This window comes from Mucilaginibacter defluvii (assembly GCF_039543225.1).
In the GTDB taxonomy this organism is placed as follows: domain Bacteria; phylum Bacteroidota; class Bacteroidia; order Sphingobacteriales; family Sphingobacteriaceae; genus Mucilaginibacter; species Mucilaginibacter defluvii.
Genome location: NZ_BAABJI010000002.1, coordinates 1,287,880 through 1,310,795, shown reverse-complemented (window position 1 = coordinate 1,310,795; position 22,916 = coordinate 1,287,880). Strand labels below are relative to the sequence as shown.

Genomic DNA, 22,916 nt, shown 5'->3' with positions numbered 1-22,916 from the left:
ACTCATACCAGCCCGCATAAGCATTTGTAGCAGAGCATAGCAAAAAGAAGCAAAAAATTTTAAAGCATTTATTTAAACATGCTAATCTTGATGATATCGCTTTTTGTACGGCATTGGATTTTAAAAACATTTTCTATAAATATTTATTATTTAAAAGGTAACCTATCAAAGTAAGCTTTTCATTAATAAATGATGATAAATAGGTGGCATAGGCTGAGAAAGCCGTCCGTTATGACTTGCCATTAATAAGGGTAATAGGTAACGCTCGTCGTAAGCGTTTCGTCTGGATTTATTTTTCAGTTTTTCCTCAACTAGATCAAGCATTAGCTTAGCATGGCCCGGCTCATTAGCAGCGTGATAGTGATATGCAAATACAAGCAGTATGCTGTAAGCGCTGTCAAATAACACGTGCTCCGGAACCACTCCGGTACCATCAACCCCTTCTTCAGCAAGAAGCACCAGTTCCTGCGGGTCGTGCGTAAAGTAAGCTTCGGGGAAATGAGCATCCAGATAATTAAAATAAGCTGTTTCGGCCAGCGCGAGGCTATTTACCAAATGATCAATATTTGCCTGAAGCGTTTTTCGGGGTTTACCTGCGTCAAAATGCCAGCCGCCATGCGGGTGTATAATTCTCTTGTCCTGCAATCTGTCTTCAGGTACCGATGCAATAGCCATTTGATAAAAGTGAAGATGAGCCAGTTCGGTATCTGCTTTGCGCTGCTGCCATTTTAGGAGCAGTTTATGTTGCAACCCTTGGTAGGCTATCAGCGCTTTATTATCATCTTCATATATAACCCATGCAAACCTACGGCCCGCTGATACATCTTTATACCACAACCAGATATTGAGTGCGGGTTGAGGTGCAATTGCCCAGCCTGAAGCTATCATCAGCGTATTCAGGCTGCCATTTAATAGTTCACCGGTTAGGTTAGCGCCATTTTCGCGTGCTTTACATGCTTGCTCAAATCCTTTTTGTAGCGCTTGCGGTGTTTTACGCAGCTCCAGAAATAAACGGGCGATGTATTCCTTTTCCGGTCCATCTGACGTTGTCACCTCATCGGCAAGTAGCGGTAATATCAGGTCTTCATCCAACCTTTTATTTCGCTTAACCTTGTTTCGCCTCGCTATCTCTCTTATGTTTAACAATTCCGGGTTTCGCAAACAATCATCAAAATTGTCACTTAATCCTTCATTGGATCCCAGTGTGCCATCCAGATAACTATTTACCAGCAAGCCATACCATTTCGTAATCAGATCTAACCGTTGCTGCTTTTCCGCCTCCTGCAATAAGTCATTAATAACTTGCAGGGCAGGGGAGGCTGCAACAGGTTTGCAATCGTTTTCATTTAGTAATCCGGCGTCGCACAATCTTGCCCAATTACGGCTCCCCGCATCAATGTATAGGTATATTTGCCCGTCGTCATGCATGGCATACGCATCTTCATCAGTCACATAATTTTTTATCCAGCCAGTATTTCCTCCAAAGCTTTGGTAAGTATCCGGCTGATCGCTTAACAACATCCGATAAACAAACCGATACTTTAGTAAAATATCGATCACCCTGAAATATGTGTAACCGGTATCATAAAGCGCTTGCACGCTGTAAAGTGATACCAGCCGTTCGCGTTTCTGTCGATCGGGCGCGTCTGCCTTATCTATCAGATAAACTGTTTCCTCAATTAGATCTTCAATTGCGTGCTGTGCCATGCTATTGATCTTGCTGCTGAGTTAAAGAGTTCCAACTTTTACTGTTTAATCGTTAAGTTTAGGAAATCATGCCGTCTCCCTCGTATCCGAGGATATCCCCATCTTCGGCGCTTACCCTTACCAGTTTGCCCTGCTTGTTAAAAACGAGTTGCAAACCATGCTCCTGTTCCCAATTACACTCACAGCTGAGCCGCAAATACACCTGCTGGTCCTCATAAGGCTCGCGGCTAACATAGCACTGGTTATAACGCACTTGTCGCCAAATTTGCTGAGGGTCTTTGATCTTCCATAGCGCATCCTCTTCTTCGTTGTAGCCAATAGCATCTAAAAACTCCATACAGTTTTTATACACGTGCGCTGATGCGGCAAGCCGGTCAATAGCAGTAAGTGACAAAAAATTTCGGATGGTTTCATCGGCCTCGGTAATAAATGCCTTATCCTCCGCCGGATTAAAGTCTGTATAGGTGAAGATAAGGGCCTGCCCGTCGAGGTAGGGAATAGCCGTTGGCGCTGATATCCACCAGTCATCAAACTGCTCATCTTGCAGTAGTGTGCCTAAAATTTCTGATTGCACCTCTGTTACTTCAATTGCGGCTCTTTTTACCGTATTTACGGTATTATCCAGGCTGATAAAAGCGGCCATCTTAGCGTCTTCGTCCATCGGTGTGGTATTGCTGAGTTTTTGGTAAAGCTCAGTTACATTGGTTGTACGGCTGATACCATCCGCATGGATAGTGATGATAGCCTTGCCGGTGTTCTTATCTATCCGGGCCTCTACACCTGTGTAGTGCAAACCACTTGGCAGCTCAAAGTAAGAATAGCTCATGGCATCGTAATAGGCCAGGCACATCCGGTAGGTGTCCGAACGGTAAAGCGGATCGTCAGGACTACAATTTAGCGAAGGGTGATATTTGCGTATGATCAGAAGAACATCGCCTTTTTTATCGGTCCCGGCAAGCGGATTTTGCTGTGCATATTCTTTTATACGCTTCTTTTTACCAAAAAGAATATCCTCATTCGGTTTTTCCAGTTCCCACCCGTTCATAATAAGTGCAATTTTTAATTGTGTAATTGTATAACAGTTATTAGCCGCCGGTGTTGACCCGAATTTATTTTATTAACTATCGTGATTAACGTTTTGGTAGTTTACACTTTTTTGTTTTGGCGGATTGAACCATGTAGTACAACTTCTTGTTTATCGCTTGTTTGGGACGCTATAAACTTATGCTGGGCAACTCCTCTCAAAATAGTTTGAATACTGTTGAAGTTGTATTTTAAACTTTTTTACGGTCAGAAAGCGAAAATTTAATTTAGCACCACGGTAGTAGGTGTTTAAATGAATTTTAAATTATTTTACCCTAAGTAAAATTATCTGATATATTAATCGTACCTTGCGGTTCATTTAAAATAATAATAATGCAAAAAGAAGGAACCGTGAAGTTTTTCAACACCGAAAAAGGTTTTGGATTTATTTCACAAGCTGATACAAAAACTGATGTTTTTGTACACTCTACAGGTCTTATCGACCAAATCCGCGAAAATGATCAAGTTACTTTTGACGTGGAGAATGGCAGAAAAGGTCTTAACGCGGTAAACGTAAAAGTAATTTAATTATCACTATATCTTACTCGTAACACCTGCTTAACCGGCAGGTGTTTTTTTTTATAACCACTTAATAATACATGGCAAGATCCAACGAAACATTTAACAAGAAAGAAAAAGAAAAAAAACGGCTTAAAAAACAACTGGAAAAAAAGGAAAAAACAGCCGAACGTAAGAATAATTCCAGTAAAGGTAAATCTTTAGAAGACATGATGGCTTATATTGACGAGAACGGCAATATTACCACTACGCGTCCAACTAACAATGTGCCTAAAGTTATTTCAGCTAAGGATATTGTAATTGGCGTTCCCCGTCAAACAGCGGAAGAGGACGAGCCTTTGAAAAAGGGAGAGATCATCTTTTTTAATAGTTCAAAAGGGTATGGCTTTATCAAATCTCTCACTATGGACGAAAATATATTTTTCCATGTTAATAACCTGGAATTCCAGGCAAAAGAGCATGATAAAGTAACCTTTTTAGTAGAGAAGGGCCCGAAAGGATTAACGGCTGTTAATATTGTTAAAGCTGACTGATACTGATATTATTTGATCAGTTAGAGCTTTTATCTTTTCGCTATTAATGATTGAACTGCGATTGAACAATTGCGAGGTCTTTTTCAATATTGAAATTTTTGCATTGCCTTTTTGTTGTTTGCAAAAAAATATATTGGCGAAAGAATATCCGCGATGGAAAGCTTAGGTGCTGAAGCCGCTGCCTGAATTACCAAGCCGGAACAGATAGGAGAGGGCCACCGTTATAATTACGCGCCGTTGATGGCTAAACAAAAAGGTTTAGCGCTAAGGCTGTGCAGTCATTCTGCAAAAAAAAACTTTAAGTTATTTGATTATTTGTAACTTGTTCAGGAATACATCATTTCGATCATTTGCTTTAGCGCTTGTTTAATTTGTTCCTGTCCTTCAGGCTGCTGAACGTCAATGCCGCAAAACGTGCTTTCCTGCATTTTAGCGTGCAGTGTTAAATAGTAAATGCCACCCATCAACAGCGCGTACATGGCCCTGAAGTTTTTGCAGCCGTCCTTAAAATGCGGATCAAAAACGGCCTGCAATATTTGTTCGCCTGTGTATTCGCGCTTTTGGTCAACCTCTTTTAACATGGGCGATTTATCGCTCAATCCCCAGGTAATTATCCGCCGCATTTCGTCGTTGCCAATCAGGCTGTTAAACTGGTCCTCCAAAACGCCATAAGCCAACCCTTTGCCTGCATCTTCTTTAGCCATTTGTATAATTCCAGCTACGTGTTCGGGTTGTATTTTCCAGTAATCTTTACTGTTCAGGTATTCCTTAACCAAACCATCCAGATCACCAAAATAATCATAGATCAGCCTGCGGTCAACCTTAGCCTCATTAGCCACGCCGCTAACACTGAGCCCCGAAAAGCCTCTTGTTTTAAGCGTACTGCCAAGTGCATCAATCAGTTTGGCCTTTGTGCGTTCTTTATTCCTGACGGGGCCGTCAGTAACTTTCCTTGTCATCTATGTTGAGTTTGGCGCAATTTGCAATGTTTTATACTATCTTCAAAACAATATCCTACAACGTACCTGCCAGGCAATATTTTAGAAGAGATAGGCGATAAATTTTACAGATAGTTAAAAAATATTTTATATCACAATGTGATGATATATTGGTATATTAGCGCAATTTAAACTATAACTGACTGTAAAACTGATGCAAAACCGGAGCCCCCTTTCTGATTTGCTGTTAAGCGTTGCTACATCCGCAGCACTGTTTTTTACGTGTTTTATCGCCGGTTATAATGTTAATCCATTACAACTCTGTTACTCATCGAGACCAAAGCATACAATACTATATAACCTTATCACTGTATGACCTCAAAATGCCTCAACTGTGCAGCCGACGTTACGTTAAATTATTGCCCGCGATGTGGACAAAAAGTTGCCACGCACCGTTATTCTATTAAGCACTTTATGGAGCACGACCTGATACATGGCGTATGGCATGTAGACAAGGGCATTTTATTTACCCTCAAGGAACTTTTTACACGGCCCGGGCACGGCGTACGTGAGTTCATTGAGGGTAAAAGGGTCAATTACTTTAGTTTTGTAACGCTGATTCTGCTTATTTTAACTATCTCGGCTATGCTTGCGCCCTACGTGCACATAAAAATGGCTGATTTAGTGCCGCAGCAGAGCCGCGAAATGATGAATTCGGTTGAGAAATTTATGGCTGCCTACCCCAAATTGGTGCTTATTATTTCTATCCCTCTTTATTCGCTCTTCAGCTTTGCCTGGTTTTATAAAGCGCGGCTTAACTATTCAGAGCATCTGGTGCTTAACTCATACCGCATCATACCCGAAATGCTTATCGGGCTTTTGTTAAGCATCTTGACTATATTTTACACTAACACCGCGGTGCTGTCCGTATTGTACCTGGGTTTTCTTACGCTCTTCTCATTTTTGTACAGTATTTTTTTCTACTATCAATTTTTTTCGGCTTACGGTTATAGCAAAAAATCGTTGCTTTTGAGAAGTGTTATGATGCCTGTTTCTTACCTGCTTTTGTCGTTTTTGATAGGCATTGTTGTAGGAGTTGTCAAGCTGCTACTCAAAATGCATTGAAGCTATTATTTAACAGCAGATAACCCTGCGGTCAGCGCAATCATGGCAATAGTTAGAAGCGCGGCCCGGTAAATAATTACACTGTCCCAAAGCTGTTGCAACTGTCTTATGTCGGTTGGTGTTCGTTTTTCCAAAGCCGCTTGCGACATTCTGTCGTTTATAGGTTTCGCTATCTTGATATAGATAGTCACGTGCGAAATCAATGCAATTAACGTCAATGCGAAAAATATTGCGATGTCCGTATTATAATTTATCGCCGTGAGTATCAAGGATGATAAAATGGCGGTTGCACCTATTATAGGCATTTTCTTGCCTGCAATTAAGTGGGTATGGCCAATCAGGTCGGCGATGGCCTGATCGCTGCTTAAAGTTGCGGCCTTTTTTACCACGATTGCATGAAAAACATCGGTTCCGTAAACAACGCCTGTAGCCAGCATCGCCAGCATTGCCAGTATTTGATTGACTAACATAAGCTTAGATTTTTACGGTTTTGTTTGGAATAGGAGAATGCTGTTAACAATCATTGCAAGGGCTGTAATTCCATGGATCAGCAGGTGCTCCGTATCCGCTGCGCCGTTATTGGATAGTACGATAAAAAAATCAGCCACCGGCACTATAACCGCGGCAGTAAATACCGAGGCTACCGCCTTCCGCATGCGCATAATTAACAGGGGTAATAATGAAATGCCTGTAAAAATGTCGCGAATGCCCTTGATTTGCCCGTAAGCAGCATCTGAAACATTGTTAAAGCTTACACCATAGCCCACCGCGCCGACATGTGGCAGCATTATAAAACGTAAGCCTATAAATATAATACCCGATGCTAAAATAAGCGTGATCCAGAAAGATACCGAGCGGGTACCCCATACTGTTTGTTTAATTTGTGTTTCCATTTTTTATGATGATTAATGACACAAATTTCCTTAACCGCACGCCCGATTTCGTTCACTCGGGTTAACTAATGCAACCGAGCTTATCCTGTTTTTGAGACAAGTCTTTTCCGTATACGGGATAATGATTGCGGTTTGATACCCACGTATGAAGCTATGTAATACTGCGGTATGCGTTGGGCAAGGTGGGGGTACGCTTGCAGAAACTGCCGGTAACGTTCGGCAGGCGAATCGCGGTAAAAAGATTTTAGTTGCTCCAAGCTGTTTATAAAAACGCTTTCAATGCCTAAGCGGCCCAGCTTTTCGCCCTCGTGCACGGTAACGTACAGGCGTTGCAAATTTTCAAAGCTGATTACCTGAAGGCGCGTATCTTCAATAGCCTGTATATTGGTGTTGGATGGTTTGCGCGGAATGAAACTTTGATAATTGCTTATAAATTCATCTTCGTTATTAAAATATAGCGTTTTGTGGTTGCCGTCATCATTCATATAGTAACGCACCAGGCCCTTTTCAATAAAGCCTACGTACCGGCAAACCTGTCCTTCCTCTACAAAAAAATCACCTGCTTTTAACTCGAGCGGCTTAAATAAGCTTTTGACGATAGCTTCTTCATCTTCACTGATGTTGATCAGATGTTTTATGGTATTGATCAATTGGCTCATAAGTGGTTGCGTTGCTGGTTACATTGTTATCGGCCTGTGCTGCGCGGTTATGGCTAAATACTCCGCCATTGAAAGCTATTACCGCTGTAAATATTAATACATAAGCGAATATTTGCAAAGCACCCAGCGGTTCGTGATATACAACACCCGATAGTACAAAAGCGATTATCGGGTTTATATTTAAAATCATGCCTACCTTTGAGGAGCTGATGCCGCTTAACGCGTATAAATTTAAAAATAGAGGCACTATGGTGTAAAATACCGCAATGATTTCTACATAAAAATAAAACTTAAATTCCGTAGGCGTTGAGCCGGCGAATGACGGATAGAAGGGCAGTAGAATAAGCGCTGACAGCAGGATATGAAAGTTAAGTACCAGGAATTTATCGAACCCTGTATTTTTATTTTGGCTGATTAGATAAGCGGCGTAAGTGAAGCCAACAATAGTGCTGTAAAACATATTGGTAAGGCTGGTATAAGATAGCAGCAGGCAGCCAACGCAGCTTAGTAATACCGACAACCATTGCAGGCGGGTAAGTTTATCACGCAGTAAAAAGTAGGCAAGCAAGGTTGTTAAAATTGGGCATACCAGGTAAGCAACCGAGGTAGCGCGCACACTTACATGGTTCATAACATAGATGAAGGAGAACCAGTTAGTAGTTAAAAACAGGCTACCGCCTATATTAAGCCATAAAATTGAACGCCGCCTTTTTGCAGGTAACGATTTAAAGAGCACTAAATTTTCCCTAAGCCTCTCCCGTTTAAATAATACCGATATCACCAGCATGATGACCGCGCAGCTGAAAACCCGGTAAAACAGGATATCCAAAGAAGCGTACGTGTGCAGCGGTTTAAGTACCAGGCTAAAAAATCCCCATATGGCAAAACCTAACGATGCGGCTAAATAGTATTTAAGTTGTTTCAATATAAGATGGATGATAGTGCAATAAACAATAGTTCGCCAAAACTATGTTTTTGCCTCGCCATATTTATCATCTGCAAATCAGATGTTGAACTATGAGGTTCATATATTGTAAGTATTGATAATGTGAACAATTGTCAGAAACAAAAAAATATCCGTAGTTGTTAGTCAACTACGGATATTTTGAGAAGATGATTATGGATTTACCTGCAGGGCATCTCCCGCCAAATCTTCCCAGCGGTAAAACTGAAAAGTCCTGTCGTCGCTCATGGCAACAAATAAGCCGTGTTTAAAATCATTGTTCAGCGGAACCGATACCATATCAGAGCCATCGCTGTTGCTGGTTGATACATGTATGCTTTTTACAAAAGCATTATCGCCTTCGCGCTTGTATACTTTAAATTGGCCTGCCGATTGATCAGAAACCAGGATATAACCCGAGGCCTTCCCGGTTTTATAAATGCTTATGCCCTCATGGTCTTCCAGAAATCCATCTTTGGCAAACACGTTAAGCTCCTGGTCACCTTTGGCCGGGTCGGCATAGTATTTACGTACGCCAAACTGTTCGTCGGAATAATAAATGTAGCCCATTTCGTTATCTACAGCGATGGATTCTATCTCCTTTTTGCCGCTGTACTTGCCAAACTTTCGCACCAGCATAGCTTTTACCATTCCGTTGCCTGCATCCTGCAGCAAATATTGCCAAAGGTAACCGCCCTGGGTTGGGCCGGTTTTACGGCCTACTATGGCGTACATTTTTTTATCAGGCGCGGTGTATAGGGCTATTCCCATCAAATCGCGGAAACCGGCCGCTTCATTTTCACCTTCAAAAACAGGGATGCCGCCGCCATCAACCGCTTTCATTTCCGGAACGGAAAATATACGTAGTTTATGAGTGATGCGCTCAGTAGCTACGGCAATATCCGTTGGCTTTCCATTCAGTATAAGGCCGTAGGCAACGTCAACATTGTTAGGCCGCTTTAAACCTTTAACTACTTTGTTCTTTATAATCTTGCCTTTTAAGTCGAACACATAAAGGGCGCCGTTAGCATCCTTATCCGTGCCAATAATCAATGATTTTGCCGGGTCAGCCGGGTTAACCCAAATGGCCGGATCATCCGAGTCGAACGCTACAGGCTCACTAACATACAAAGGCTTTACTACGATATCTTGTATTTTGTTATCAGTGGTTTTGCCATTAGGCTGCTGGCAGGCGCTTGCGGCAATGCACGCCGCTATAATGGATAGTTTTGATATTGTACTCATTTACTTGCTCAGGTTTAAAGTGATCTCCCCAGTTTCATCGTCGTTGTACTCTCCCTTAAGCGTAATTACCAGGCTTTTGCCATTTAAGGTAAATTCTCCCGAATATTTAAATTCAGCCTCCGTGCCGTCTTCCTGTTCAATGTCATCCGCAAACTCAACAGCACCGGCAAGCGTTTTGGTATCCAGCTCTTCTATACCGCCCTCAATTTCAATCTCTTTATTTACCTCTTCAACTTCGCCGCACTCTTCTACTTGTTCGGTTTCTTTAAGGGTTATCACAGCCTTAAATTCGTTGTACGCAAATTCAACTTTTATTTCTTCCACATCTGAGGCCTTCAGGTTTTTGACGTCATCGTTAATCAAGCCAAATAGTTGTACAAAGTTGTTAAATTGAGCCGCGTTGTTTACATCAACCTCGTACTCGCCAAAAACAGATTCGTCGTCCAGCACCTCGTATTCAAATTTGTTAGCCGTGTTCACGGTAACATTGGCGCCGGCATCATCTATTCCGGTTAACTGTATTTCAATTTTACGGTCGTCGGTGTTCAGTATGTCGTCATCAAAAAGGGCGCCATTAGTTTCAAATTCTATTTCAACCTCTTCAACACCCGCCGGAAACTCAAAGCTGCCTTTACCTGTGTTTGCATCAAAGTTCAGCTTCAGGTCAATGTCCTTATCTTCTGATGTGGTGCAATCATCTATCTCGTAAAACGCCTTGGCTTCTTTTATATAGTCCGATAGTTTATCGAACCCCTCAAAATCGGTTACCGCAAAATTTACCTTTACGGCTTTTTTCAACGGTACCACTGTGCCTTCAAGGCTTTCTCCGCTTGGGTCAACACGGTCAATCAGTCCCACTTTAAAGCTGAATTTATCTTCATCTTCCAGTCCGCCGTCGCCTTCATCAGCTAAGTTTATAATCTGCGGAAATTTATCGCCAACGTTAGGTGTAACTACGTTGTCGTTACGTTTGCTGCATGCGCTAACCGCTAATAACGCCAGCGCAGGCATCATAAAATGTCTTAATCTTTTCATTTCAATATATTGAAAAATGGTCTGTTATAAATTGAACTTTACGCCAAAACGCATCCAGTAAGAGTAAAATTCACGCTGTATATACTGCGTTGAATTTCCCTGGTAAGCCTGCAAAGGTTGGTTGGTAAGGTTTAGCGCCTCCACAAACAAGCGGAACCTGTTATTGACAGCGTACCCGGCGGTGGCATCAAGCTGCATACGGTTCTTTATAAAGATGTCTTCATCCTTAGTACCACCAAGCTCAGACAGGTAGCTGCCGTTAAAGTTGAGCGATAAACGGGCGGAGAACTTTTTGCCTTCATACGCCACAGACGCGTTACCCACATGGCTGGCCTGGCCCGGTAACCTTATTTCTTCGGTTACATTGGCATTGCCTTCGTTAGCCTCCCTGCTTTGTATACGCGCTTTAGAGTGTGTGTAAGTGTAGTTCAGGTAGACACTGAAGTCATCCAGAAACGGTATAAATGATAGGCGGCGCTGCAAAGCGATCTCAGCTCCCAATACGTCGGCATCATTACCGTTTTGCGATTGTGTGATATCAATACGCGGAATAATTGGTGTGCCGGTAGTAGGGTAGGGTGAATTAAAAATGGTACGGCGATAAATGAAGTTATCGAGTTTTTTATAAAATAACCCTGCCGATGCTATACCCACCGAACCAAAGTAATGCTCGGCCATCAGGTCGTAGTTAAGCGCTTTTACCGGTTTTAGGTTGGCGTTGCCGATAGTGGCAACCCGATCCTCACGGTTGATCTCCTGCGATGGGATGATCTCTGAAAAGTTAGGGCGGGCATATGAGTAAGTTACAGCGGCACGCAGGTTGCTGAATTTATCTAGCTCGTATTTTAAATGCAGTTGAGGCAGCACAAAATCATACACGCTGCTGCCGGTTACCGGGCGTATAGCCTCAAGGTCGCCATTGGCGGCTATGATAACGTCTTTGGAGCTGTAGCTAACCTTGGTGCGTTCGTAACGTACACCACCTAAAATCATGAGCTTTTTTATTTGCTGGCGGCCCATTAGGTAACCGGCGTAAACATCTTCAGATGCTTCGAATGACTCGAGCGCTTCGTCGGCTGCTTTATCTGCTATCTGAAGCTCAAATTGCGATGGATTAGCATTGAAATAACGCATCAGGCTGCTGATATCAAGCGGATTGCCTAAGTCATAACGACCGCCCATAAATTTATCCTTAACTGGCGAACCTGCAAATTGGTTAAGGTTAGGTACACCGCCCAGGTTTTCAAATGTGTTTTGGGTGATGCTGTAGCTTTTGTTTTTTGAGCGAACCTTACCACCAAACTTAATTAAACCATCGCTGCTATTTATTTTATAGGGTACGCTTACGTTTACCTTTGCTGTCAGGTTTTTATCTTTAGCAATGGTGTTACCCATACCCAGCTCGTCAAAGCTATATAGCGAGTTATTCTTATAATCCTCATCTGTTGATATGGACGGGTAGCGGGTATCGGCGTAATTTAATACGCTTGGTATTCCGGCTATAAAAGCGGCCTCATTGTCATAAGGGGTATTTTGTTCCGCATAGCTGTACTGCCCTTCGTAATCCAGCAAAAAACTTTTAAAAGTATGTTTGGCGCCCGCGTTTAATGAGAGTACAGATTGCGCCTCAAAACGATCCTTAGTTAGTTTTTCTATCTCCTCATCAGATGGTTTAAAAACATAGCGGCGGCGCCATTCGCGATCCGTGAAACGTGAATAAAGCGTACGGAAATAAACCTCATGATGATTGTTAAAACGATAGTCTAACGCCGAGCTTAAACCAAGGCGTGTGCGGGTAAGTTCATAATCGCGGGTCTCCAGTTCGTTATCATTAATAGCGCGCTCTATACCGTCTGAGCCGAGGTTGTTTTGGTAGTAATTGCTGTTAAGTAACAGGCCAAACTGTTCTTTATCACCAAAGCGCTGGCCGTATTGCAATTGCCCCTGTACGTTGCCTTTACGCATCAGGTTGTTATAGCCGCCACCAAGCGTACCGGAAATGGTCGGCTTTTTGCTTTGCGCGCTGCGGGTAATCAGGTTTATAGAGCCGCCGATAGCGTCGCCATCCATATCGGGCGTAAGGGCTTTGCTTACTTCGATGGATGCCAGCTGATCTGATGGTATTGCATCAAGGGCTACATACCTTACGTCAGCCTCGGGTGATGGTATTTGCTCGCCGTTAACGCTTGTGTTGGTAAACTGGGGAGCCAAGCCTCTTAATGACACATAGCGGCCTTCACCCTGGTCGCGCTCAATGGTTACACCGGGCACACGCTGTAGGGCTTCGGCCGCGTTGGGGTCCGGAAACTTGCCTATCTGATCTGCAGCGATAATATTTTTTATGTTATCGGCATTCTTTTGCTGGTTAAGCGCTTTGGCCTGGCCTTGGGTATAGCCGGTAACCACTACGCCCTCTAACGCGGCTTGCCTGCTTTTCAGCGTAATGTTGATTATCTTTAACTGCCCGGCAGTTAGTGATACATTTATGGTAGTGTCCCGGTACCCAAGGTAGCGTACCGTTAAATTCAGGTTACCGGGGTTTACGTAAAATTGGTAATCGCCATTCAGGTCAGCTGCGGTGCTCGAGGTGGTGCCGTTTACAAGCAGTGTCGCACCTGCCAGCGGTTCGTTTTGCTGTCCGCTTATTTTACCTTTAATAATGCCGCGCTGGGCCATAGCAATGCCGCTGCCGCACATCAAAATAAAAAAAATGAGTAGTTTTTTAAGTTCCATAAAAGTGACTTTGTTCTGTTTTGCGCAAATATTTATGGTAAACCGGCAACCTCCCGCATAATGTGGTGTTACAAAACGTATACACTGTTGTTACAGGTGTAAACAAAGCGTTATCAAGCGTAAACAAAATTATATAACTGTATGGTTTTCATTTGTTTATACTGCGCTTATTTAGCCATTAAGTTTCTGTTAAGGCCATGTTACGCTAAGCTTAATTGCTATTCTGTTACGGTTTTAATAAAGGATTGCAGCGTTTCGCCTTCATCCAGCCCCAGCTTTTTACGAAGCCGGTAACGTGCTATTCGCAGGCTATCCTGTGATATACCCAGCATGGTTGCCATATCCGCCGAGCCGAGGTTCATTTTCAGCAGGGCAAGCAAGCGCATATCTGATGGGGTTAAGCCTGCCGGATGCTCTTTTAGCTTGTCAAAAAAATTGTCATGCACCTGTTCAAACACAACCCGAAAATCTTCCCAGTTCTTATCCTGGTTGCTGTTAAGCTGTATCATATTTAAAAGCTTGTGTAACTCCCGGCGCTGGTCGCGTTTATCGTCCTTAATCATGGTCTTGAGCTTTTCCTTAAGCTCATCAAGCAACTGGTTTTTGCGGATGATGTGCAGAGTATGGCTGGTGAGTTCCTTGCTTTTTATATCGAGGGCATTTTTATAGCTTAATTTGCTTTGCTCATTCAGTTTTTGCTCATTACGTAATTTAAGGCGTTGCCTGCTTATAAAAGTAACGGCAAGCAACGCTATAAGGCAGGTAATTACCGTGGCGCCAATTGCAATAATGCGGTTAATTGTTTTTTCGCTTTTAAAGCGGTCTATCGCGCTGTTTTTTTGCTCTATCTCGAAAATAGTTTGCAATAGGGCCAATTGCTTCTCGTTATCCTCGGTAAATATTTTTAAAAATATATCACGGCTGGCCTCGCTGTAATAAAAGGCGCTGTCGTTACGGTTGAGCAGGTGATAAGCTTTTGACAGATCGCGGTAAGCGCTGCCTAACTGATACTGGTCTTTTAATTTGCCGGCCAATGCCACCGCTCGGCGTGTATAAACCAGCGATTGTTTATGCCTGCCCGACTTGCGTAACACATCGCCCAGGTTATTATATACCTCTATCTGGTCAGTCTCGTTATTGTTTTTCGTATTGATCTGCTCGGCCAGTTTAAAGTATTTAAGTGCTGAATCAAGCTGCAGCTTATCCTCGTGTATGCTGCCCAGGTTTTCGTATATCTTGGCGATTTCCCTGTTATTACCACCTGAGAGATATGTTTTTAGTGCCAGCTTTTGATAGTTTATGGCCTGCGGATAATTACCTCTTTTTTCGTAGGTATGGCCTATAAATCCATAAGCACCGGCAACGCCGTCTGGGTTGTTGTTAGACCGGTATAAATTCAACGCTTCGCGAAAGGCTTTTTCAGCGGCCGGGTATTGCCGAACCTGCAAATAGGTTTGGCCTATTTTGTTAACATTAGCGGCAAGCTTTAGCGGGGCGCTCATTCGCCGGAGTATCTTGTCGGCTTTAAAAAAATTATCAAGCGCTTGCGAGTAGGCAGTTTGCATATAAAATAAATCGCCCAATTCCTGGTAACATTGTGCCGCAACTACATCGTTCCCGGCAGCAAGCGCATTGTTTAAACGGTGCTTGGCATTTATAAAAGCCGTTTGCGAGTTAACCGTGTCGCCGGCGTGCCGGATAGTATTATAAGTTATGTTTTGCGTGTGCGACGATGCATCCGCATAAGTTGCCGTTACGAACAATAACTCACATAAAAGCAGCATTGAAAAAGCTTTTAAACAATAGCGCATCCCTTTCCTGTATAAAGCGTTAAATATATTGAGCCACTATTAACTCAGTGTTAATTGCAGGGTGCTGTTTGTTATGTAAGATGAAAGGAGTTCGATATTTTAACCGGAAGCTTTTAAGTACGATACTTGTTACAATCCTGATGAGCTTATCCTTAAAAAAATAAACATATTTGTGTGATACAACATGTTGAAGCTGCTACAAAAAAAATGTTTGTAAAGGTTAACCGTTTTAAATATTATTTGCTCTATGCGCTGTTGATAGCGGCTTGCCTAACCATTATTCAATGCGTGAGCCACAAACCTTTAAAGACTGGTGTAGTGTCAAATGTTAACCAGAACTCGGTGAAAGCGGCCATTGATACTCCCGACTTTAGCCGGTCGGACGTGTTAACCCCGAAACAGTCAATGGCGCGTATGCAGTTAGAACCCGGTTACGAGGTTAAGTTGGTAGCTGCTGAACCGCTTATAGTTGCGCCGGTGGCCATTAACTTTGATAACAGCGGCAGGCTTTGGGCTGTTGAAATGACCGGCTATATGCCCGATACTGCCGGGAATGGTGAAGATGCGCCTACCGGTAAAATTGTTATTTTGAATGATGACAACGGTGATGGCGTTTATGACAGGCGTACGGTTTTTGTTGATTCGTTGCGGTTGCCGCGCGCCCTTTGTTTTATAAACGGCGGCGTATTGGTTGCCGAGCCACCCAGGCTGTGGTTTTACCCCATTGAAGGCGATAAGCCAGGAAAAAGAACGCTGGTTGACCCGAAATATACCGAGGACGGAAACGTAGAGCATCAGCCCAACGGTTTGCTGCGGGCGATGGATAACTGGATATATAACGCCAAATCATCAAAACGCTATAGGTTTAAGGATGGCAAATGGTTAATTGAACGTACACATTTTCGCGGGCAATGGGGTATAAGCCAGGATGATTATGGCAGGCTTTACTACAATGACAACTCCTCAAACGTAATAGGCGATTATTTTTTGCCGGGCTTCGGCTATGGCAATGCCGATCAGCAAAATGTTACAGGTTATGCTGAGCGGGTGGTAGCCGATAACCGGGTTTACCCTGCAAGGCCGACGCCTGGCGTTAACCGCGGCTATACCAAAGGCACGCTGGATGAGCAATTGCGGTTGCGCAACTTTACAGCGGCTTGTGCCCCGCTGGTTTACCGGGGCGGTGTGTTTAATGATGGTACGATAAGTGCTTTTGTGGCCGAGCCATCGGCCAATTTGATAAAACGGAACCTGATCGGTTATTCAGGTAATATTACCCGCGGCAGGCAAGCTTACATCGGACGCGAATTTTTAGCCAGTACCGATGAGCGGTTCCGCCCGGTGAACCTTAACGATGGGCCGGATGGTGCGCTTTATATTACCGACATGTATCGAGGTATCATTCAGCACAAAACGTACCTTACCGAATACCTAAAAAATGAAATAATAAAGCGCCGGCTTTCACAACCATTAAATTGTGGGCGTATTTATAAAGTGATACCAAAAGGTAATAGCGCCAAATTTGTGGCTATACCAGCCGAGCCGGAAAAGCTGGTTGACTTATTAGGCCATACCAACGGCTGGGTACGTGATCGGGCGCAGCAAACCATTACCGATAAAAAATTGCTTGCTGCTGTTCCTTACCTGCAACAGGCTCTGGCCGGGAGCAATCAGTTGAAAACTATCCATGCGTTATGGACGCTCGAAGGGCTCAACGCGCTAAATGCCGAACGGCTTATTCCATATATAAGCAGTACCGATGCATGGCTGCGTGTTGAGGCGATTAGTATAGTGCCATCTGTTGTAAATAAAGCATCTTATAAAAGTTATTTGAGTGCTTTGCAGCGACTTGTACAAAATCGGGACGAAGTAACGGCTCCTTATATCGCTTATCTGTATCCGGTTCTATCTCGGTACGATAAGCCTGGCGCTGATAAATTATTGCAACAACTGGCAACTTTGTATCCTCAAAACAAATATGTAGCCGATGCCATAATCAGTAACCTGTCTGGTCGAGAAGCACAGTTTACATCGGTTGTAAAGGATACCGCAACAGTGTTTTTTAAACGCTTAAGCAAGATAGTTAATAACCGCAAAAGCCGCTTGCTTAATAACGACCCGCTAAAGCTGAAAAAAGAATTTCCGCGCGGTGCAACAATCTTCAGTACCACCTGTCAAACCTGCCACGGTGCCGATGGCAATGGAATTAAAGGGCTAGCCCCGCCGTTTAACCGTTCGCAGTGGGTAACAGGCGATAAACGAAAGCTTATCGGTATTGTGCTTAACGGGCTAACCGGTCCGGTAGAGGTGAATGATCATTTATACAAAGCCCCCGAAATAAACGGCGATATGCCCGGTATTGGCGGTGCCAAAGAAATAAGCGATGCCGATATAGCGCAATTGTTGAGTTTCCTGCGCCGTTCATGGCAAAACAAGGCTTCCGCCGTAACTGTAAAAGAAGTAATTACGGTACGCAGCCAGCTAAAGGAGCGCAATTCAGCTTTTACAGTTGAAGAGCTTGAAAAGGTTTTCCCTTAATCTTAACCCGATTATTTATTACCGGGCAACTCTTTTATTTCGATATTCCTGAAATCAACCGGCTGGCCTTCGCTTTGCAAGGCTATAAAGCCGTTGCTTAAAGGTGTGCCATCTTTTTTATACTTTGGGTCGTAGCCATTGGCCACGCCGCCGCCAACGGTGGGTTTTGAGTATTGCAGTACGGTATCGCCGTTAATGATATGTTTTATGAGCTTGTTCCCTAACACAATAAGCTCCCCCTTAACCCATTGGTCGCCATCGTATGTTTTTGATGATGAACTGATGCAATGATCGCGAGATACTTCGCCCTGGTATACTACATCGGTACCAGGTGAGCACATATTGCCGGTCGGCCTTGATTTGCCATCGCCCAGCCCGCCCAGCAACTGCATTTCTACAGATATTGGCCAATCCTGATCCTTAAGCATGGTACGCGGGTCCTGCGAATGAAACATTACACCGCTGTTAAGCAAAGTATAATCGGGCGCACCTTTTTGCAGTTTGCCCACAAACCTGTATTCAAACTTAAGGTGATAATGGGAGTAAGGCGTTTTATAATACAAATGGCCAAACTGATCGTTAAAGTCGCTGTACCGGTCGTATCTTATTTGTATAATGCCATCCTGCACGCGAAAGGTATTGCCAAAATTTACGCCTGTTTCATGGTGATTTATCTTTACAAACCAGTCGTTGACATCCTTGCCGTTAAAAAGTTTTTTCCAGCCTTTGGTAGTGCCGTTAAGCTTGCTGCCTCCTGAGCAGCCTATAATAGCGATACAAAAAATGCTTAACGCGTAGGTTAGTTTTTTCACCGGGATCATAATCAGGTTTTATTTAGTCGAATTGTAAATATAAGCGTTTAAATCACATTAATAGATGTTGCCTGGTTAAGCAGCGCACGGATTTTATAAATAACTTATTTTAAATACTTTATAATATTCCAAGGGTGTTCAGTACCGTGCTTAAGCAAGGCGGCTAACTTAACGCCGGCTTTCAACCGTATAAATAAAACTGTCAGCTTTATAATAACCCAGGTTGTATTCAAAAGGGCGCTCACCCTGGTCAAATACAAACCGTTTGCGGAAGAGAACAGGGGCAGATACAGCGATATGTAGCTTTTCTGCTATTATTTTATCTGCCGCCAGTGCGCTGATCTCTTCTTTGGATAGTGACGCGATGGTAAAATAATCCTGCTCTAATAACTCGTAAAGCGGGCGTTTAAAATCCTCGTCGCCGGTTAAGCCTATGCGTGGATGAAAGTAGGAGATAAAGTAAACAAAAGGCCCATCGGCTTGCCCGCGCACCCGCTCCATCTTCAATATTTTTCTGTCGGGCTTTATCTCAAAAAAATTCGCCAATTGTTCGTCCGGGTATACCCAGGTAACATGCAGCTCGAAATTCTTTATAGCGATGCCACGCAATTTCATTTCCTGCGAAAAGCTAAGCCAGTTATTTGATTTGGAGCTGATGGTTGAGTGGTTAACCTTAGTGCCTGAGCGTTTTTTCCGGATCAGCAAACCCTCAAATACAAGTTTATTAATGGCTTGCCTGAGCGTACTGCGTGATATAGCCAGAATTTTAGCAAGTTCCACCTCGTTAGGCAATACCTTACCATTTTGATAAGCTTCTTCTGCTATAAGCTTCCGGAGCAACTCTTCAGCTTGCACATGCAGCGGTATGGGGCTTTTATGATCTATGCTATACTTCATGCCTTATGTTATGCAAGTATAGTAAAATTGGATATTTGTTCATACATAACAGTTATTAGTCGCACGTTAGTTAATTAAAGACTATAAAATTTGCAATTCATAATAATGTTTATATGTTTGTACATATTATAAAACCAATTAAATTTTCGCTTTTGCTGATCTACCATTTCACTTACATAAGGTAGTAACGTAAAGCCTTTTAAGCAATGCAAAGTACGTCTCATAATCTCAACTCGTTACCCAATGCCGAATTGCGCAAAACGCAGCAATACATAATGCCGGCCAAGTTAGCTACCGAAACCATGGAGCAAGATGTTTATAATATTTATCCTTCGGCACATTTGGGTGGTGGTAAAATATTTAACGGCTTCGAGTCGCTGGCCGCCTATATCATTGAAAAGAAAACCGTTTTGATTGATGGTTATGGAGGTGTATTCTGGGCGCATATTAAAACCGGGTTGCAGCAATATTTTGACCGGTTAAATCTTACGGTGAACTGGATTGATATGGCTGGTTATTTAAAAGATGAAACGGAAGTAGAGCAGCTGGTAAGCCCTTTTTTGGGCAGCGCATCATCGGTATGGGGTACCAAAACCACTTTAACTTTAGCTGATTTATTTGATGATCTGCCCGCTATCCAGAAAGATGATAACAGCGCTATCAATATTGTAATCGGTACCGGGGCTGCACTATGCAAATGGAATGCCCCCCTTATCTACCTGGATATTCCAAAAAACGAAATACAGTTCCGCATGCGGGCAGGGGGTATAACCAATCTGGGTAGCTCAAAAATTGCTGAACCTGCCCAAATGTACAAGCGCCTTTATTTTGTTGATTGGGTGTTACTTAATCAGCATAAAAAACAGATACTGAGCCGTGTTGATATTATTGCGGATGCGCAATGGCCGGGTAATATTAACTGGATGTATCAGGCAGATCTTCTAACTGCGTTAGCAAAATTGAGCCAATCTGTATTCAGGGTACGCCCCTGGTTTGAGCCTGGCGCATGGGGCGGACAATGGATGAAGCAGCACATTCCTAATCTTAATACCGATGTAGTTAACCTGGCCTGGTCTTTCGAGCTTATCGTTCCGGAAAACGGGTTGGTTTTTGAAAGCGACGGCTATTTGCTTGAGGTATCATTTGATACGCTAATGTTTAGCAATAACCAAAATGTATTGGGTAAACACGCTGAAAAGTTTGGTGATGAGTTCCCGATACGTTTTGATTTTCTGGATACCTACCAGGGCGGTAATCTATCTATACAATGCCATCCGCGGTTAAAATACATCCAGGAAAATTTTGGCGAAAACATAACGCAGGATGAAACCTATTATATTTTGGATTGTGACGATAGGGCGAGCGTATACCTGGGTTTTCAAAATGATATCGATCCTGATAAGTTTAAAAATGCTTTAAACGATAGCCAGGCAACGGGTGAGGCGATTGATATTGAGCAGTACGTGCAGGTTCATCACGCTAAAAAACACGATCTGTATTTAATACCTAATGGCACCGTGCACAGTGCGGGTGCGGGTAACCTGGTGCTCGAGATAAGCGCTACGCCGTATATTTTTACCTTTAAGATGTATGATTGGGTGCGGCTTGACCTGGATGGAAAACCCCGCCCGATAAATATTGACCATGCCTTTAATAATCTGGACTTTGAACGCAAAGGCGAGCGCGTACAGCAGGAATTGATATCCAAACCAGCTGTTATCGCCGGGAACGAAAGATATCAGCTAATACATTTACCCACCCATGCCGACCATTTTTATGACGTGCACCGGATAGAATTTGATGATACGATACAAGTAGAAACCGACGGTAGCTGCCATGTACTCATGCTGGTTGAAGGGCAATCCGTAAGTATTGAAACTGCCGATGGTACCGTACAAAAATTTGCTTACGCGGAGACCTTTGTAGTGCCTGCTGCGGCAATATCATACCGGTTAAAAAACCTGGGCGATGGCAGGGCAAAAGTAATTAAGGCATTTTTAAAGTAACCGTAAACCTCAGTAATTATGCAAACAGCAAATAAAAAAAGCGGTACCTACCTATATCTGGTTTGCTTGGTAGCGGCGCTTGGTGGTTTTCTTTTTGGGTTTGATACCGCGGTTATTTCAGGCACCGTGGGTTTTGTAAAAGCTGATTACAGCTTGGATGCTGCCGGCGAAGGCTGGTTTGTAAGCTGCGCTTTATTGGGGTGTATTGTAGGGGTGATATTTTCGGGTAAGCTGAGCGACAAGTATGGCCGTAAGATTGTATTGATCATTTCGGCGATACTGTTCCTGGTTTCGGCATTGGGCTGTATGCTTGCCGGATCATTCACTGCACTCATTTTATTCAGGTTGATAGGCGGCCTGGGCATCGGCGTAGCATCCATGGTATCGCCGTTGTACATCTCTGAGTTTTCGCCGTCGCGCTACCGGGGTACAATGGTATCGTTGTATCAATTGGCTTTAACTATAGGTATCGTAATAGCTTATTTTTCAAATGCTTATTTGGTAAACCACGCTCATGATGTATACACGGGTGCGGCGCTAAACAACATCTTTTCGGTGCAGGTATGGCGTGCTATGCTTGGGTTAGGGGCAATACCGGCGGCCATATTTTTGTTTTCGCTGTTTGTAGTGCCTGAGTCGCCGCGCTGGTTATTACTAAAAGGTTCAGAAGCTAAAGCAAGGGTAATTCTAACAAAAATTGACGGTTCGGAAGCTGCAGAGCATGAGATCAAAGCATTTAAAGAACAAGGTACTGAAGATCAGACATCCTTACGCGAGTTGTTTAAACCGGTTTATCGTAAAGCTTTACTTATTGGTTTGTTGCTGCCATTTCTATCGCAGGTTTGCGGCATAAACGCGGTTATATATTACGGTCCGCGCATATTGGAGCAGGCTGGTTTTACATTAAACAATGCCCTTGGCGGGCAGGTTACCATAGGTTTGGTAAACGTGGTATTCACTTTCGTAGCTATTTTCACTATTGACAAATGGGGGCGCAGGCCGCTGTTGTTTGCAGGGGTAGGCGGAGCGGTTGTGGCGTTACTGGTAATAGGTGTGTTGTTCTATCTCAACATAACCGCCGGCCCGTGGATATTGATCTTCATTTTGGCTTTTATAGCCTGTTTCGCTTTTTCGTTCGGGCCTGTGTGCTGGGTTATCGTAGGCGAAATATTCCCGAACGGCGTACGCGGCGTTGCCATGTCGTTAGCCACCTTGTCATTATGGATAGGTAATTTCCTGGTGGGGCAATTAACACCTGCTATGCTCGAAAGCTTAGGTTCGTCATGGACCTTTTGGTTATTCGCAATTTGCTGCTCGCCGGCGCTTTGGTTAACCTGGAAACTAATCCCGGAAACAAAGGGCCGTTCGCTTGAAGATATCGAGAAACACTGGAAACTTTCTCAACCTAAAAATTAAAAGTATTATTATATCAATCCGTA

General features: G+C 43.4%; 19 protein-coding genes. 6 read left to right on the top strand and 13 right to left on the bottom strand.

Annotated features, from left to right (window positions below; genetic code table 11):
• Positions 1 to 165: 165 nt before the first annotated feature.
• Positions 166 to 1,707, bottom strand: coding sequence for a hypothetical protein (locus ABD960_RS11890; protein ID WP_345331374.1), 1,542 nt, complete (start codon positions 1,705 to 1,707; stop codon positions 166 to 168).
• Positions 1,708 to 1,765: 58 nt separating this feature from the next.
• Positions 1,766 to 2,752 carry a DUF6985 domain-containing protein gene (locus ABD960_RS11885; RefSeq protein ID WP_345331373.1) on the bottom strand — a complete coding sequence of 329 codons (987 nt, stop codon included), beginning with the start codon at positions 2,750 to 2,752 and terminating at the stop codon, positions 1,766 to 1,768.
• A 371-nt stretch (positions 2,753 to 3,123) separates the two neighbouring features.
• Between ABD960_RS11885 and ABD960_RS11880 the strand changes: the two genes are divergently transcribed.
• Complete coding sequence (locus tag ABD960_RS11880; RefSeq protein WP_345331372.1) at positions 3,124 to 3,318, top strand: cold-shock protein; 195 nt, start codon at positions 3,124 to 3,126, stop codon at positions 3,316 to 3,318.
• A 71-nt stretch (positions 3,319 to 3,389) separates the two neighbouring features.
• Positions 3,390 to 3,842, top strand: a complete 453-nt coding sequence (locus ABD960_RS11875; RefSeq protein WP_345331371.1) for a cold shock domain-containing protein — start codon at positions 3,390 to 3,392, stop codon at positions 3,840 to 3,842.
• 326 nt (positions 3,843 to 4,168) lie between these two features.
• Here ABD960_RS11875 and ABD960_RS11870 read toward each other — a convergent pair whose 3' ends face one another.
• Positions 4,169 to 4,801, bottom strand: a complete 633-nt coding sequence (locus tag ABD960_RS11870) for a TetR/AcrR family transcriptional regulator (protein WP_345331370.1) — start codon at positions 4,799 to 4,801, stop codon at positions 4,169 to 4,171.
• A gap of 453 nt (positions 4,802 to 5,254) precedes the next feature.
• Between ABD960_RS11870 and ABD960_RS11865 the strand changes: the two genes are divergently transcribed.
• Positions 5,255 to 5,905, top strand: coding sequence for a DUF3667 domain-containing protein (locus ABD960_RS11865; RefSeq protein ID WP_345331369.1), 651 nt, complete (start codon positions 5,255 to 5,257; stop codon positions 5,903 to 5,905).
• A 5-nt stretch (positions 5,906 to 5,910) separates the two neighbouring features.
• Here ABD960_RS11865 and ABD960_RS11860 read toward each other — a convergent pair whose 3' ends face one another.
• The 8 genes from ABD960_RS11860 to ABD960_RS11825 form a co-directional block, all read right to left on the bottom strand.
• Positions 5,911 to 6,375 carry a hypothetical protein gene (locus ABD960_RS11860; RefSeq protein WP_345331368.1) on the bottom strand — a complete coding sequence of 155 codons (465 nt, stop codon included), beginning with the start codon at positions 6,373 to 6,375 and terminating at the stop codon, positions 5,911 to 5,913.
• A 12-nt stretch (positions 6,376 to 6,387) separates the two neighbouring features.
• Positions 6,388 to 6,798 (bottom strand): DUF4267 domain-containing protein, encoded by a 411-nt coding sequence (locus ABD960_RS11855; RefSeq protein WP_345331367.1) that lies wholly within the window; start codon positions 6,796 to 6,798, stop codon positions 6,388 to 6,390.
• 80 nt (positions 6,799 to 6,878) lie between these two features.
• Positions 6,879 to 7,457 (bottom strand): Crp/Fnr family transcriptional regulator, encoded by a 579-nt coding sequence (locus tag ABD960_RS11850; protein ID WP_345331366.1) that lies wholly within the window; start codon positions 7,455 to 7,457, stop codon positions 6,879 to 6,881.
• Positions 7,411 to 8,382 (bottom strand): EamA family transporter, encoded by a 972-nt coding sequence (locus ABD960_RS11845; RefSeq protein ID WP_345331365.1) that lies wholly within the window; start codon positions 8,380 to 8,382, stop codon positions 7,411 to 7,413. The genes ABD960_RS11850 and ABD960_RS11845 overlap by 47 nt, the downstream gene beginning before the upstream one ends.
• 192 nt (positions 8,383 to 8,574) lie before the next feature.
• The gene (locus tag ABD960_RS11840; protein ID WP_345331364.1) at positions 8,575 to 9,645 is read right to left on the bottom strand and encodes a phytase; all 1,071 of its coding nucleotides are present in this window, start codon (positions 9,643 to 9,645) and stop codon (positions 8,575 to 8,577) included.
• Positions 9,646 to 10,680, bottom strand: coding sequence for a hypothetical protein (locus tag ABD960_RS11835; RefSeq protein ID WP_345331363.1), 1,035 nt, complete (start codon positions 10,678 to 10,680; stop codon positions 9,646 to 9,648).
• 24 nt (positions 10,681 to 10,704) lie between these two features.
• Entirely contained in the window at positions 10,705 to 13,413 is a 2,709-nt protein-coding gene (locus ABD960_RS11830; protein WP_345331362.1) for a TonB-dependent receptor, read from the bottom strand.
• Between the two features lie 218 nt (positions 13,414 to 13,631).
• Positions 13,632 to 15,197: a tetratricopeptide repeat protein gene (locus ABD960_RS11825; protein WP_345331361.1), complete on the bottom strand. Its 1,566-nt coding sequence runs from the start codon at positions 15,195 to 15,197 to the stop codon at positions 13,632 to 13,634.
• 234 nt (positions 15,198 to 15,431) lie between these two features.
• Between ABD960_RS11825 and ABD960_RS11820 the strand changes: the two genes are divergently transcribed.
• Positions 15,432 to 17,762, top strand: coding sequence for a DUF7133 domain-containing protein (locus ABD960_RS11820; RefSeq protein WP_345331360.1), 2,331 nt, complete (start codon positions 15,432 to 15,434; stop codon positions 17,760 to 17,762).
• Positions 17,763 to 17,773: 11 nt separating this feature from the next.
• Here ABD960_RS11820 and ABD960_RS11815 read toward each other — a convergent pair whose 3' ends face one another.
• Together ABD960_RS11815 and ABD960_RS11810 are read right to left on the bottom strand one after the other, a co-directional pair.
• Positions 17,774 to 18,583 carry a 3-keto-disaccharide hydrolase gene (locus tag ABD960_RS11815; protein WP_345331359.1) on the bottom strand — a complete coding sequence of 270 codons (810 nt, stop codon included), beginning with the start codon at positions 18,581 to 18,583 and terminating at the stop codon, positions 17,774 to 17,776.
• A 159-nt stretch (positions 18,584 to 18,742) separates the two neighbouring features.
• Complete coding sequence (locus ABD960_RS11810; RefSeq protein ID WP_345331358.1) at positions 18,743 to 19,471, bottom strand: GntR family transcriptional regulator; 729 nt, start codon at positions 19,469 to 19,471, stop codon at positions 18,743 to 18,745.
• A gap of 206 nt (positions 19,472 to 19,677) precedes the next feature.
• Here ABD960_RS11810 and ABD960_RS11805 point away from each other — a divergent pair, with 206 nt between their 5' ends.
• Both ABD960_RS11805 and ABD960_RS11800 read left to right on the top strand, forming a co-directional pair.
• Positions 19,678 to 21,477, top strand: coding sequence for a class I mannose-6-phosphate isomerase (locus ABD960_RS11805; protein ID WP_345331357.1), 1,800 nt, complete (start codon positions 19,678 to 19,680; stop codon positions 21,475 to 21,477).
• Positions 21,478 to 21,495: 18 nt separating this feature from the next.
• The gene (locus tag ABD960_RS11800; RefSeq protein ID WP_345331356.1) at positions 21,496 to 22,893 is read left to right on the top strand and encodes a sugar porter family MFS transporter; all 1,398 of its coding nucleotides are present in this window, start codon (positions 21,496 to 21,498) and stop codon (positions 22,891 to 22,893) included.
• Positions 22,894 to 22,916 lie beyond the last annotated feature (23 nt).